This window comes from Paratractidigestivibacter faecalis (genome assembly GCF_003416765.1).
Taxonomy (GTDB): domain Bacteria; phylum Actinomycetota; class Coriobacteriia; order Coriobacteriales; family Atopobiaceae; genus Paratractidigestivibacter; species Paratractidigestivibacter faecalis.
The window spans coordinates 1,231,248-1,244,074 of sequence record NZ_QSNG01000001.1 but is presented as its reverse complement, the minus strand read 5'-3'; the positions used below and the strand labels follow the sequence as shown (position 1 = coordinate 1,244,074).

General features: G+C 67.1%; 12 protein-coding genes. 6 read left to right on the top strand and 6 right to left on the bottom strand.

Going from position 1 to position 12,827, the window contains the following annotated elements:
- The first annotated feature begins 5 nt into the window (after positions 1 to 5).
- Both DXV50_RS05545 and DXV50_RS05540 read left to right on the top strand, forming a co-directional pair.
- Positions 6 to 1,268, top strand: a complete 1,263-nt coding sequence (locus DXV50_RS05545; RefSeq protein WP_117205241.1) for an Mbeg1-like protein — start codon at positions 6 to 8, stop codon at positions 1,266 to 1,268.
- A 70-nt stretch (positions 1,269 to 1,338) separates the two neighbouring features.
- A complete protein-coding gene (locus DXV50_RS05540; RefSeq protein ID WP_117205239.1) occupies positions 1,339 to 1,620 on the top strand; it encodes a PTS sugar transporter subunit IIB in 282 nt (93 codons plus the stop codon).
- A gap of 99 nt (positions 1,621 to 1,719) precedes the next feature.
- Here DXV50_RS05540 and DXV50_RS05535 read toward each other — a convergent pair whose 3' ends face one another.
- Positions 1,720 to 3,195: a C69 family dipeptidase gene (locus DXV50_RS05535; RefSeq protein WP_117205237.1), complete on the bottom strand. Its 1,476-nt coding sequence runs from the start codon at positions 3,193 to 3,195 to the stop codon at positions 1,720 to 1,722.
- Positions 3,196 to 3,357: 162 nt separating this feature from the next.
- Between DXV50_RS05535 and DXV50_RS05530 the strand changes: the two genes are divergently transcribed.
- From DXV50_RS05530 to DXV50_RS05520, 3 genes are all read left to right on the top strand, one after another.
- On the top strand, positions 3,358 to 4,386 hold the full coding sequence (locus tag DXV50_RS05530; RefSeq protein ID WP_117205236.1) for a 3-deoxy-7-phosphoheptulonate synthase: 1,029 nt from the start codon (positions 3,358 to 3,360) through the stop codon (positions 4,384 to 4,386).
- Positions 4,387 to 4,520: 134 nt separating this feature from the next.
- Entirely contained in the window at positions 4,521 to 5,012 is a 492-nt protein-coding gene (locus DXV50_RS05525) for a helix-turn-helix domain-containing protein (protein ID WP_117205235.1), read from the top strand.
- A 20-nt stretch (positions 5,013 to 5,032) separates the two neighbouring features.
- A complete protein-coding gene (locus DXV50_RS05520) occupies positions 5,033 to 5,884 on the top strand; it encodes an IS3 family transposase (protein ID WP_198666371.1) in 852 nt (283 codons plus the stop codon).
- A gap of 224 nt (positions 5,885 to 6,108) precedes the next feature.
- Here DXV50_RS05520 and DXV50_RS05515 read toward each other — a convergent pair whose 3' ends face one another.
- The 3 genes from DXV50_RS05515 to DXV50_RS05505 all read right to left on the bottom strand — a co-directional run bounded on the left by DXV50_RS05515 (position 6,109) and on the right by DXV50_RS05505 (position 8,546).
- Positions 6,109 to 6,714, bottom strand: a complete 606-nt coding sequence (locus DXV50_RS05515) for an HAD family hydrolase (protein WP_117205233.1) — start codon at positions 6,712 to 6,714, stop codon at positions 6,109 to 6,111.
- Between the two features lie 250 nt (positions 6,715 to 6,964).
- A complete protein-coding gene (locus tag DXV50_RS05510) occupies positions 6,965 to 8,059 on the bottom strand; it encodes a Gfo/Idh/MocA family protein (RefSeq protein ID WP_269801607.1) in 1,095 nt (364 codons plus the stop codon).
- Positions 7,941 to 8,546 (bottom strand): GNAT family N-acetyltransferase, encoded by a 606-nt coding sequence (locus DXV50_RS05505; RefSeq protein WP_157966969.1) that lies wholly within the window; start codon positions 8,544 to 8,546, stop codon positions 7,941 to 7,943. Before DXV50_RS05505 ends, DXV50_RS05510 begins: the two co-directional genes overlap by 119 nt.
- Before the next feature lie 116 nt (positions 8,547 to 8,662).
- On the opposite strand from DXV50_RS05505, the gene DXV50_RS05500 reads away from it, so the two are divergent.
- Positions 8,663 to 9,208: a GNAT family N-acetyltransferase gene (locus DXV50_RS05500; protein WP_117205231.1), complete on the top strand. Its 546-nt coding sequence runs from the start codon at positions 8,663 to 8,665 to the stop codon at positions 9,206 to 9,208.
- 335 nt (positions 9,209 to 9,543) lie between these two features.
- Here DXV50_RS05500 and DXV50_RS05495 read toward each other — a convergent pair whose 3' ends face one another.
- A complete protein-coding gene (locus DXV50_RS05495) occupies positions 9,544 to 10,026 on the bottom strand; it encodes a YaiI/YqxD family protein (protein WP_117205229.1) in 483 nt (160 codons plus the stop codon).
- 182 nt (positions 10,027 to 10,208) lie between these two features.
- The gene (locus DXV50_RS05490) at positions 10,209 to 12,827 is read right to left on the bottom strand and encodes an ABC transporter permease (RefSeq protein WP_117205227.1); all 2,619 of its coding nucleotides are present in this window, start codon (positions 12,825 to 12,827) and stop codon (positions 10,209 to 10,211) included.

Sequence of the window (12,827 nt, the reverse complement as noted above, 5' to 3'; positions counted from 1 at the left end):
GTCCTATGGCAAGAGAGACCGACGGACGCGAGAGGAACGTCTTCGGCTACCTGACGCACGAGTTCGAGACCTTCGACCAGCGCCCGCTGGGTGACGTGGACAGCCTCGTCCTTGCGTGCCTCTCGTACTTCCAGCTGCCTGCCGAGGCCGAGGCGGCCCGCACCGAGGAGGGCATGGACCTGCGCGACCTCTTCCGCGCGGAGTGGCTGGAGGGCATGACCGGGGGCCTCTGGGGCCCGGCGGGCCTCTCTCGCCTGCTGGCGTGCGTTGCGGCAAGCCCCCGCATGAGGGGAATCCGCCTCTCCTGCTACGTGGAGGACCTGGACGCCGCGCGAGAGAAGCAGTTCTCCGCCTGCACGCTGCGGCTGCCGGGCGGCGACGCCTACGTCTCCTTCCGCGGGACCGACAACACGCTGGTGGGTTGGAAGGAAGACTTCAACATGGCCTTCGAGAGGGACGTCCCCTCGCAGGTTAGCGCCAGGGCCTACCTCGAGCGCGTGGCGCCCACCATATCGGGGCGCATCTACGTGGGCGGCCACTCCAAGGGCGGAAACCTCGCCGCGTACGTTGCCTCCACGTGCAGCCCCGAGGTGGCCGGCCGGCTCGAGAGGGTCTTCTCGCACGATGGGCCCGGGTTCACGGCGGAGTCCCTGGCGGCAAGCTCCTGGAGGGAGCGTGCGCGCTTGGTATCCAAGACGGTGCCGCGCTCGTCGCTCATAGGCATGCTCTTCGAGCAGCAGGAGGAGTACTCGGTGGTGGACTCCTCCACGGTGGGCATCCTCCAGCACGACCCGTTCTCCTGGGTGGTGGAGGGGTGCGACTTCGTGCGGGTCAAGGGCATCGCGCGAGGGGCGGCCGCCCTGGACGAGACGCTCAACCAGTGGATCTCCAGCATGACGGTGGAGGAGCGCGAGGGCTTTGTGAACACGCTCTTCTCGGTGCTGTACGCAAGCGGGGAGGACACCTTTGCCAGCATGGCGGGAAACCTGCAGACCACGCTGCCGGCCATGCTCGACTCGCTGGCCGCCACCGACCCCGAGGAGCGGCGCTACCTCACGCGCGCGGTGTCGCTGCTGCTGCGGGCCTTTGTGCCGGAGGTGAGCCTGCCCGAGGTCACGCTTCCCGAGGTCGCCCTGCCAGAGTCCCTGGCCGCTCTGCAGTCGGAGGGCACGGCCCTTCTGGCCCGCGCTCGGGCCAGGGCGGAGGGCGCTGTGGGAGCAGACGCCACCCAGGTTGCGGGGACCTCGGGCGCAACGGATGACGCGTAACGTCCCTGTCATGTTTTTGGGTAAACTTAAAAGGCTGTGATTTTTGAAGGGGCTCTTCGGGAGGCGGAATATGGCGTCAAAGGTTGTTGTGGCATGCGGGTCTGGAGTGGCTACCTCCGAGATGGTGGCGGCAAGGCTCACCAAGATGCTGGAGCAGGCCTCCGTGGACGCCCAGGTGGTGGCCGTTGAGCTCTCCGAGCTCGAGGGCGCCCTCGCCGACGCCGACGCCTACGTTGACGTCATGGGCACCGAGTACGCCACGGACGTTCCCGCCGTCAACGGCGTGGCGTTTCTCACCGGCATGAACGCGGACGCCGAGTTCAAGCGCCTGCTGGAGATTCTGGGCGCCTAGGCGGCCACACGGGGCGTTGCGACGCCTCTCTAGACAAGAGCGGGGCGCGTCTCCACCTGGAGGCGCGCCCCGTCTGCGTCAGCGGGCTTCTCCCTGCGACTAGCCGTCGGAGCGGCAGAAGGCGTTGCCCATGCCCATGGAGGCCTCGTAGAGCACGTGGTCCAGGAGCGCCTCGGTCTGGCGGCGGCACTCGTCGGCGATGGCGTCGTTTGCGGCCTCGAGCTCGCCGCAGACGTCATCACCTGCCACGGCATCCTCACGGACGCGCTCGTCGCAGGCGCGGACCAGGGCAAACGTCGCCGCGGGCAGGGCCTCTTGGTAGCGCTCCACGTGCGGCACGCATCCGGTGCGGGCGCCATCGGCCAGGGCGCCGATGATGCGGTTTGCCCAGTAGAAGTTCTCGCTGGTCACGCGGGCGGTGGTGTCCTCCAGGTAGGCGGGCGTGCGGCCCACGTTGGCATAGAGGGGCACCAGGGCGTTGTAGGCGTTGGAGCCCAGGCTCACCCACTGCAGCGCGCGGGTGGCCTCCGGCTCGTAGGGGCGCAGCTGCAGCACGGCCAGCTGGCTGTTGCGGTTGATGCCGATGGGGCGGTAGCGGCCGGGGCGCCCCGCCGGGTCGTGGCCGTAGGGGTCGTACGGGGTGCCCTGGTAGCAGAGTGAGAGCGCGTACTTGACGTCCTCGATGGTCACCTTGCGCTCGGGGCGGCGGTACCAGGCAAGGCGGTCGCACTCCGGGCCAAAGTCCTCGGCGGGAAGGGCACGGTCCCAGGGGCCGGCCGTGGGGCTGAGGAAGCGCTGGATGGCCCAGGCGCGCGGCGTGTTGTAGACGTGGTCGGAGTCGGAGTGGCTGCCAAAGGCGTCGCGCGGGTTGAGCTGACCATCAAGAGAGAGGTCCAGGTGGTTTGCGGCAACCCACTCGCGCAGGTCGGGCGAGCACAGGTGCTCGCGCTTCTCGCCGTACGCGTCGTCGAGGTCGAAGGAGTCAATGCCCAGCTGGTTGGGCATGGTGACGTAGCAGTCGTCCGGCACGCGGCGGGCGATCCAGTGGTGGCCGCCCACGGTCTCCAGCCACCAGATCTCGTCCACGTCGCTGAAGGCGATGCCGTTCATCTCGTAGGTGCCGTAGCGCTCCAGCAGGGCGCCCAGGCGCAGCACGCCGTCGCGGGCGCTGGTGGCGTAGGGCAGGACCAGCGTGACCATGTCCTCCTCGCCGATGCCGCCGGGCGTGCCGGTCGCGGCGTCATAGCGCACCAGCGGGTCTGCCGCCAGGACGCGCTCATTGGTGGTCAGGGTCTCGGTGGCGCTCATGCCCACGTTGCGGGCGTTGAAGCCGGCCTCCTCCCACAGGCCCTCCTTGAGGTCTGCGTTGGGCATGGCCGTGTAGCGCACGCCTCCTTGCGGCAGGGGCACGGTGAGGTGACTGATCACGCTGGTGTAGCTGGTCTTTCCCGCGGGGTCCACTGAGACGAAGCGCTTGGGGCAGAACTCGCCGTTGGAGGAGTCCTCGTTGCGGGCCACGATGGTGGAGCCGTCGAAGCTCGCCTTCTTGCCCACGAGAATGGTGGTGCAGGGCATGTGCCCTCCCTTCTGCGTCGGCAGCAAGAGGCGAGAGGCGCGCTTCTCGCCAGCTGGGCCGACGCGAGTTGATGGACGGTTACATGTTAGCCGCACGCGGTTGCGCGGGTGCGACGCGGCCACGATAATGCAACGAGCAACAACCTGAACAGGGAGAACCACATGGCAATGAACTTCAAGCGCAAGCTTCCCATTCCCGCGGAGATCCGCGAGGAGATGCCCCTCTCGGCCGAGATGGCCCAGAAGAAGGTTGCCTTTGACCAGGAGGTGGCCGACATCTTCCGCGGCGAGGACAAGCGCCGCGTGCTCATCATCGGCCCGTGCTCCGCGGACCGCGAGGACTCCGTGCTGGACTACATGAACCACCTGGCCGGCGTGGCCGACGAGGTCAGGGACAAGCTCGTCGTCATCCCGCGCGTCTACACCAACAAGCCGCGCACCAAGGGCACCGGCTACAAGGGCCTTCTCCACAACCCGGACCCCGAGGCCCCCGATGACCTGCTGGAGGGCGTGAAGGCCATCCGCCACATGCATCTGCGCGTCATTGAGGAGACGGGCTTCTTCACGGCCGACGAGATGCTCTACCCCTCCAACTACCAGTACCTGGTTGACCTTCTCTCCTACGTGGCCGTGGGCGCCCGCTCGGTTGAGAACCAGGAGCACCGCCTGGTGGCCAGCGGCATCTCCGTGCCCGTGGGCATGAAGAACCCCACCGCCGGCTCCACCACCGTGATGATGAACTCCATCTACGCGGCCCAGGCCAAGCAGTCCTTCATCTTCCGCAACTGGGAGGTCTCCACCGAGGGCAACCCGCTGGCCCACGCCGTGCTGCGCGGCTACATCGGCCTGGACGGCCGCAACTACCCCAACTACCACTACGAGCACCTGGAGCGCCTGGCCAGCCGCTACACGAGCGAGACCTTCGAGAACCCCTCTGTGGTGGTGGACTGCAACCACGACAACTCCGGCAAGCGCCCGCTCGAGCAGACCCGCATCTGCAAGGAGGTCCTGGACTCCTGCCGCCGCAACCAGGACATCGCCGGCATGGTCAAGGGCTTCATGGTGGAGTCCTACCTTGAGGACGGCAACCAGTCCGTGGATGGCGGCGTCTACGGCAAGTCCATCACCGACGCCTGCCTTGGCTGGGACAAGACCGAGGCCCTCATCCGCCAGATCGCCGACCGCATCTAGCCCCGCCCCCGCAAATTGGGGACGTGTTCCTTTTTGCGCAGACTTGGGACGGGTTCGATGACGTAACGAAGACGCGCCCCTCTCGCCGTTGAACTGCCTCCCATTTCTTGGACACGAGAAATGGGAGGCTTTTTATGCGTGTCGACTTGAGGGTGAAGCACGACATCGAGGCCAGGAAGGCGGCGATCGGGCTCTTCGAGCGAGGCAACGGCTACAAGTCTGCGGCGAAGGCGCTGTCGGTCCCGCGCGGAACCGTGAGACAATGGCTCTGCGTATACCGGTCGTTCGGAAGCGGGGTGCTGCTATCCATGGACGGCAAGCAGGCCAGGTACGCATACGAGCAGAAGGTCGCCGCAGCCTCCGCCGTGGTCGACGGCGGCATGACGAAGGCCGAGGCGATGGCGGCGTTCGGCATAATGTCGATGTCGCCGCTCAAGAAGTGGTGCGCGCTATACCGCCGGGGCGGCGCGGAGGCCCTGCGCCCGAGGCCCAAGGGCCGGCCGAGCGGTTCCAAGGCGAGGCCGCGGACCCGCGAGGAGGAGCTCGAGGAGCGCTGCCGAAGGCTCGAGACCGAGGTGGCCTACCTAAAAAAATTGCGTGCCCTGGTCGAGAGGGACGGGCTCTGACCAGGGCGAAGGTCGAGGCCGTGAGGGTCCTGCGCGAAGAGGGGCACGGGCTGGGGCGCCTGCTGGAGTGCGCCGGCATGGCCCGGTCCAGCTACTACTACGCGCTGTCGCACCCGAAGGCTCCCACCAGGCCCGAGCTCTGGGAGGCCGCCGCCGAGATATTCTCGCGCACCGCCAACGGGTGCGGCCACAGGCAGATCGCCATGTGCCTGCGCGCCGAGCAGGGCGTGCGCATAGCCTACAAGACGACGCTGAAGATGATGCGCGAGATGGGCATCAGCTGCGGGATCCGCCGCGAGACCGACTACCACAGGTACAACTCGTACAGGGGCAAGGTCGGAAAGACCTTCGAGAACGTCATCGGCAGGGACTTCGCCGCCGACGGGCCGTGGGAAAAGATGGGCACCGACGTCACCGAGTTCAAGCAGCCCTGGGGCAAGGCCTACTTCGCGCCGGTCTACGACTTCGGCAGCAAGGAGATCGTCGCCTGGTCCACGTCGCTGCACCCCAACATGGCTCAGCAGCACGAGCTGCTCGACCAGCTCGTGTCCAAGAAGCCCAAGGGCTCCAGGCCGATCCTGCACTCGGACATGGGCTGGCAGTACCAGCAGGCCGGTTGGTGCAGGCGGTTGGAGGAGGCCGGCGTGGTGCAGAGCATGTCCCGGAAGGGCAACTGCATCGACAACGGCGCGACGGAGCAGGTGTTCGGCCACATCAAGGACGAGTTCTTCCGTGGAAGGACGTGGCCGGACTTCGAGTCCTTCAAGGCGGACCTCGACGACTTCGTGGTCCATTGGAACACGAGGAGGCGCCAGGTTAAACTGAAGGGACTGACCCCGGAGGAGTTCCGGAGACAGTCCCTTGCGGCGTAGTTCTTATTTAAGCCGTCCAAGTTTTGGGGTGCAGTTCAGTTGCTGGCGAGAGGGGCGCGTTTGGTGTGAGGAGACGTGGTTGGAAGCCAGGCGCTATATCGAGGTGTCGTAGGGGGCAGGGTTTTCATCTAGGTAGCGGTCGACTGATCACGGCATGGATCCCGTGTCGTAGACATAGCTGCATGTAGCAGACTCGATGATGAGGAATACGTGACGGGAGACTTCTACCCGAGTGCTTTCAGGCACTCCTCCAGCGCCTCGACGTCCCCGGTGTAGTGGAATGCCGTCATGCCGGCCACGCGCGTGGCCTCGCAGTTGTCGGGGTTGTCGTCCACGAAGACGCATGTGGCGGGGTCGAGCCCGTAGCGTCTGCAGAGCAGCTGGAAGATGGTGGTGCCGGGCTTCATGAGGCGCTCGCGGCCGGAGACCACGATGCCGTCGAGGACGCCGAAGACGGGCGCGTGGCTGAGCTGCTCCTCGATGCGGTCCGAGGCGTTGGAGAGCACGTAGACGCCCCAGCCGGCCTCGTGCAGATGGCGCGCCAGCTCGTTGGTGGGCTCGATGACGCGCGAGTGCTCGGGCCAGTGGGCCAGGCACTCGCGGACACATGCGTGCAGCCGCTCGGGCGTGTGCGCTAGGGCCACGCGCAGCATGGTCTGGTGGTCGATGGCGCCCGAGTCAAGCAGCGACCACTCCACGCGCCCGAAGGTTCCCTCATAGAGCGCCTGCGCGTCCTCCTTGCTGCTGGTGAATGCCCGCGAGAACTCGTGCCCGTCAAAGGTCATGAGCACGTTTCCCATGTCAAAGACGACGTTTCTCCTGGATGCCATGGCTGCCTCCTCGCTGTGGTGGCCATTGTAGCGCAGCCGTCGGCGGCTGCCCTTCTCGCCGATTTGCCGTTCCTTTCCTAAATCGACATCTGGGTCTCTCAAATGGGTGCCAAACGTCGATTCAGGAAAGGAACGGCGGGGGGCGGGGGACGGCGAGGACAGGTGAGAAGAACCCGCCGCCGCAAATAACGCCCTTCTCGCCGTGCTGGCGAGAAGGGCGTCGTTGGTCGTGCGAGTGCATCTGGCTTCTTTACAGCTCCACGAGCTCGCCGGTCTCGGCGGCCTGCTTGATGGCGTTCAGGGTGCGCAGGGTCTTGACGTTGTCGGCGGGGGTCACCACGGGCTCCTCCTCGCGGCGGACGACGCGCACGAAGTGCTTGAGCTGCATCTTGTGGGGCAGGGCCGGGTCAACGGCGGGGACGTCCAGCTTGAGGGGCTTATGCCAGCTGGAGGCGCCGTCGTAGCTCACCTGGTGCAGGCGCGGCAGGGACAGGGCCCCCTTGGTGCCGCCGATGAAGTAGGCGTCGGCGTCAAACGGGCGGTACTGCGGGTCCTCGCGAGCGGTGGCCTCCCAGTTCCAGGGGGAGGCGGTGGCGTCGGAGATGGTCATGGACGCCAGGGAGCCGTCGGCGAAGCGCACGTTGACGACGGCGGAGTCCTCGGTCTCAAAGCCGCGGGCCGCGCTGGACTGCATGCCTTGGACGGCGATGGGCTCGCCCAGCAGGTAGCGGAGAAGGTCCACGTCGTGGACGAGGTTGACCAGGATGGGGCCGGCGCCCTTCTTGCGGCGCCACTCCACGTCGAAGTACTCGTCGTTCTTGTAGATCATGTAGTGGAAGGAGCTGACGGTGAGCTTGCCCAGCTCGCCGCCCTCGATGATCTGCTTGGCCTTCTGGACGAAGGGGTTGTGGCGACGGTGCTGGCCCACGAGCACGGGCACGCCGGCATCCTCGGCCTCGGCGGCAAAGGCCTGGGCGTCCTCGAGGTTGTCGGAAATGGGCTTCTCGACCAGGGGCACGATGCCGCGCTTGACGGCCTCGCGGGCAACGGAGAGGTGCAGGCCGTTGGGGGTGGCGATGATGACGCCCTCGGGCTTGACCTCGTCCATCATCTGGGTCGGGTCGGTGTAGAACGGCACACCGGCGGCCTCGGCGGTCGCGCGGGCGCCCTCGAAGGCGTCGGCGATGGCCACGAGCTCGGCCTCGGGCTCCTCGCCGGGGCGGCTGCTACAGAAAGAGCTGATAGGCCCAGCGCTGGTCGGCCTCGTTGCCGTCCATGCAGACGGTTCCCGCCCGCGTGAAGCCGGTGCTGGCAATGACGTGCTGCATGCGGACGTTGTCGGCATGGGTGTCCGCGCGAATCTCCGCGAAGCCGCGGGCGCGCGCCTCCTCTATGAGCCGTGCGTAGAAGCGCTGTGCCACATGCATGCCGCGGAAGGCGGGGGCCACGGCCACGCGGTGGATGGTCGCGTAGGCCGAGGAGGCGCCGGCGGGCGCGGCTTCGCCCTCGAGTACCCGCCACGCGCCCTCGAGCATGCGCGCATAGTTGGGCTCGGGCTCATCTATGAGTGCCGCGGTGGCCGCCACCTGCCCGTCAACGAGGAAGACGCGGCCCCAGCCGCGCGCGACGTCCTCGGTCACGAGGTCTACGTCGGGGCCGGTGCCGTTCTGCCACTGGTCGATGCCGTCGGCGGCCAGAAGGGAGCGGCCGGCCTCGAGCGTGGCGACGATGGCGGGCACGTCATCGACGGTGGCGGGGCGCATGTCACAGTCGGCGAGTCTCGGCTCGCGGACGCTCTCCTGACCCGTGCCCTGCGATTCGTCCTGTGCCATGGTGCCTCCTGCCCTCGGTTTTGCTGGCCTATTATGAACCCAAACCGCCAAGGGCATGCGCCTGGCGGCAAATACCCACGATTGCGCGAGGGGGTTGCGCGAGGAAGGGGAGGGCCATGAGGTACCGGAGGGACGTCGTCCTCAAGGACGGCAACGCGTGCCTGCTCAGGAGTGCCGAGGCGTCGGATGCCCGCGAGTGCTTTGACGTCTTCCAGGTCACGCACGCGGAGACCGACTACCTGCTGAGCTACCCGGACGAGAACTCGCTTGACGAGGGACGGTTTGCGGACGAGCTTGCCGGACGCGCGGAGAGCCCGCGGTGCGTCGAGGTCTGTGCCGTGGTTGGCGGCAAGATCGTGGGCACGGCGAGCGTGGACCCCATCGGACGGCGCTTCAAGAACAGGCACCGCTGCGAGCTGGGGATCTCCATCCTGTGCGCGTATTGGGGCCGCGGCATTGGCCGTGCGCTGATGGAGGCCTGCCTCGAGTGCGCCAGGCAGATGGGCTACGTCCAGGCGGAGCTCGAGGTCGTCGCGGACAACGCGAGCGCCATCGGTCTCTACCGGAGCCTGGGCTTCGTGGAGTTTGGGCGCAACCCGCTGGCTTTCCGCTCCCGGACGTCCGGCTGGCAGGAGGTCGTACTCATGCGGCTGGAGCTTTAGGGGGGTCGGCGAGAGCTCGGGCGGGGTCATTGGCTGCCCGAGAGTCTTTCCTTGCGCAGAAGTCCCCTTCGTGTGAGTGATTTCGATTCCAGCGTGCAGAAGTCCCCTTCGTGTGAGCCCATTTCGGGGCCTGGCCGAGTATCTGGAATTTGCCAACTGGGCTTTTGTGATCGGCGGAAGGCCAAAAACGCCAAAAGGGGCAAAAACAGGCTCACACGAAGGGGACTTCTGCACAAACTTTTGGAAAACACTCGCACGAAGGGGACTTCTGCGCAGGGCGACGCCCCTCCCGACCGGATTTGGGGGCGGGAGGGGCGGCGAATCCGCCGCGAACCCTACCAGATGCCCAGAAGGCCCTCGAGGTTCTCCACGAAGCGTTTGCGGTCGCGGTCGGTGAAGGCGGAGGGGCCCTTAGTGCGCCCTCCTGCCCGGCGCACCTTCTTCTCCTCGGCACGGATGAACAGGTCAGAGTCTATGGTGGCGGTGCTGTAGACGCGTCCCCTCACACCAATGGCCCGGGCGCCGCGCCCGAGGACCATTGCGGCCAGGCCGATGTCCTGCGTGACCACGACGTCTCCCGGCTGCAGGGACTCCACGATGGCAAAGTCCGCCGAGTCGGCGCCGGTGCTCACGGCCAGCGTGTCAACCCAGAAGCCGCGCCTGGCATGCGCGGCGTCGCGCGGGTCTCCCGGCCTGACGTGCCGCTCCAGGTTCTGCGTGGTGTTTCCCGCAATGACCACCGCCACGCCCGCACGGCGGGCCACCGCGAGCGCGTCAGCCGTGACGGGGCAGGCGTCGGCGTCGATGAAGAGGGTCATCGCTGGCTGGCCTCCTCGGGCAGATGGTCGTAGGTCCTGAACTCAATCTCCGGGACAGTCTGGCCGCTCATGCTCCTCCTCATCGTAGCTGGTCCCCTGAAGTATAGGGCCACAAAAAGGGACGGCCCGCCTGGACCGCCCCGATGGAGCCTGTGCCCCGCTTCCGCCGCGCCTGGCCCCGCCTACTCCTGGACCTTCAGCGCCTCGGAGAGGGGCACCCGCCGGATGGAGCGCGTGTGCAACGCCGCCACCGCAAGGTAGGTCACGAAGCCCGCGACGAGGGTCTCGGCCATGGCCGACCACGGCACGAAGATCTCGATGTTTCCGTTGTAGCTGATCAGCATCGCGCGGAAGATGGCCGTCAGGCTGCCAATGATCAGCGGCAGACACAGCACCAGCGACGCCGCCACGCACAGCGTGATAGAGCGCACGTAGAGCCTGGAGATCTCTGCGTCACGGTAGCCAAAGACCTTCATGTAGCTGATGGAGCGCGCGCTCCTGTCGATGACCGCCTTGGTGAGCAGGTAGATGAAGAGCAGGTAGATAAAGACAGAGAGCCCCACCAGCATGCCGATCATGTCGTCCATCATGCCCGTGAACTGGTCGCCGATGGCGCGCATATCGTCAGGCGTGGTCTCGCTCGCAAAGAAGAGCGAGTCAAGCCGCAGCTCCTCGTCGCTGACGTAGGCGTTGAAGTAGCCGTCGGCGTTGCCAAAGAGCCCGTTGAAGTCGTCGAGGCTCATGTAGAGGTTCATGTCGGACTTTGAGCCCCAGGTGGTCCCGTCAAAGACGAGCTCGTGGACCCTGTCCTCGTACTTGTCGTAGAGGCTCGCGGAGTCGCCCGCGGCAAAGCCGAACTTGTCCACCAGGCCGCCGCCAAAGACCACGCGCCCGCCGCCAACAGGCGGCCCCTTCCAGTAGCGGGAGTCGGGCGAGACGCCGTAGACGCTGACGGTCTCCTCGCCGTTGCCCTCGCCGCGGTCGTACTGCAGCGTGTAGACGGCGTACTTCTCGGCCTGCGAGATTGCCTCGGCGCCGTTGTCCGTGGTGTTCACGGGGTGCGCGTCCTCGTCGTCCGCGTCAACCCTTGATGCCTCGTCGAGAAGGTCGACCACCTTGTCGCGGGTGCATCCCAGGGCGTCCGCCACCTCGCCCAGGCGCGCGGAGAGCTCTGCCCGCGCGTCCTGGACGGCCGCCACGGCGTCCATGCCGGGGACGGCCGCCAGCGAGGCGAGCGCGTCCTCAAGCCCGTCGGCCGCGTCCTGTGCGCGTGAGGGGACGGCGCCGTCCACGGCCTGCAGGCGCTCGACGGCGGCCCACTGGGCGCGCTGGTCGCTGGTGCCCTCGAGCTCCAGCGGCGCCTTGAGCACGTACTGGTGGCGGGCCACCAGGCTGCTCTCGAGGTTGTCGGCGTAGTGGGTCATGGTGGGGAGGATGGCCAGGCTGAAGAGGAGCAGCAGCGAGGCAAAGCCGATGCCCACGAAGAGCGTGGCAAAGTTGCCCAGGTTGCGCAGGAAGACGCGCAGGCGGAAGCGGGCGACAAACCCTAGGCGCTCGGGGAGCCTCACGCCGCGCCTGGTGCCGGACTTGCCGGACGCCTCGTGGCGAAGGAACTGCAGGGGAGTCCTTCTCGTCTTGTGAAGCAGCGCCAGCAGCGTGATGCCGACGAGAAGCGCGGAGGGGACCACGGCCGTCTTGACGAAGATGCTCCAGTCCCAGCTCACGTGGAAGGGCGGCAGGCTGTAGCTGCCGTAGTAGAGGTCGCGCATGGGGCTGGTGAAGAGCACCACGCCCAGCGCGGTGCCCAGCCCGGCGGCGAGAAGCCCCACCGCGGCGGGAAGCGCCAGGTAGTGCAGGACCAGCTCCCGGCGGCGGTAGCCGCTCGCCATGAGCGTTCCTATGACGGCGCTCTCCTCCTCGATGGTGGCGTTGGTCAGCACCACGAAGACGAAGGCCATGATGACGATGATGATGTCCAGGAGCGTGGTCCACATGGCCGAGTCGCCGGAGACGTCGTCGGCCGCGTAGCCAATGCCCTGGTTGGAGTCGGCGTCTATGAGCTCGTCGACGCGCGCGTCGGCGTCGGTGAGGGCGCTGACCATGTCCTTCTCGGCGTCGGTGCGCTGGGCCACGGTGAGGCCTCGGTCCGCAAAGCAGAAGGAGTACGTGTAGGCCGGGGCGCCCCCGGCGGCCTCCAGGGCGGCAAAGCCCCCGGGCGTGACCTCGGCCACGCCGTAGGTGAGCGTGTTGACCGTGAAGTCGGAGTTGCTGGCAAAGAGGGCCTGGCTGTCGGGCAGGGTGAGGATGCCCGTCACGCAGTAGGCGCGCCCGCAGAGAAGGACCTCGTCGCCCAAGGAGAGGCCGTTGTTGGCTGCAAAGACGCGGTCGACGGCCACCTCGTCGTCGGCGGCCGGCTCGCGTCCCTCGCAGTAGGCGGCGAGGTCCACCTGCGTGCGGTGGACGTAGGTGCGCAGCGTGCGGCTGGTCCCGTCGTCTCCCTGCGCGTGGCGAAAGCGCGCGTCAATGGAGAAGTTCTCGTAGACGTCGACGCCGCCCGCGCCCTCGGCCGCCCGGCGCATGGCGTCGAGCTGGACGTCGGTGGCCCTGAAGCTGGTGGTCACGCGGCCGTCCTCAATGGCGTACTCGTCACGCATGCCGTCCATGATGACGTCGATGGAGTGCGCGGCCAGCAGAAAGCCCGAGGTCAAGGCCACGCAGCCGCACATGAGCAGGAAGATGCCGAGGTACTTGCCTATGTCCTTTCGCAGCTCGCGGGGGAGCCGCCTGGCTAGCGGGGTCAT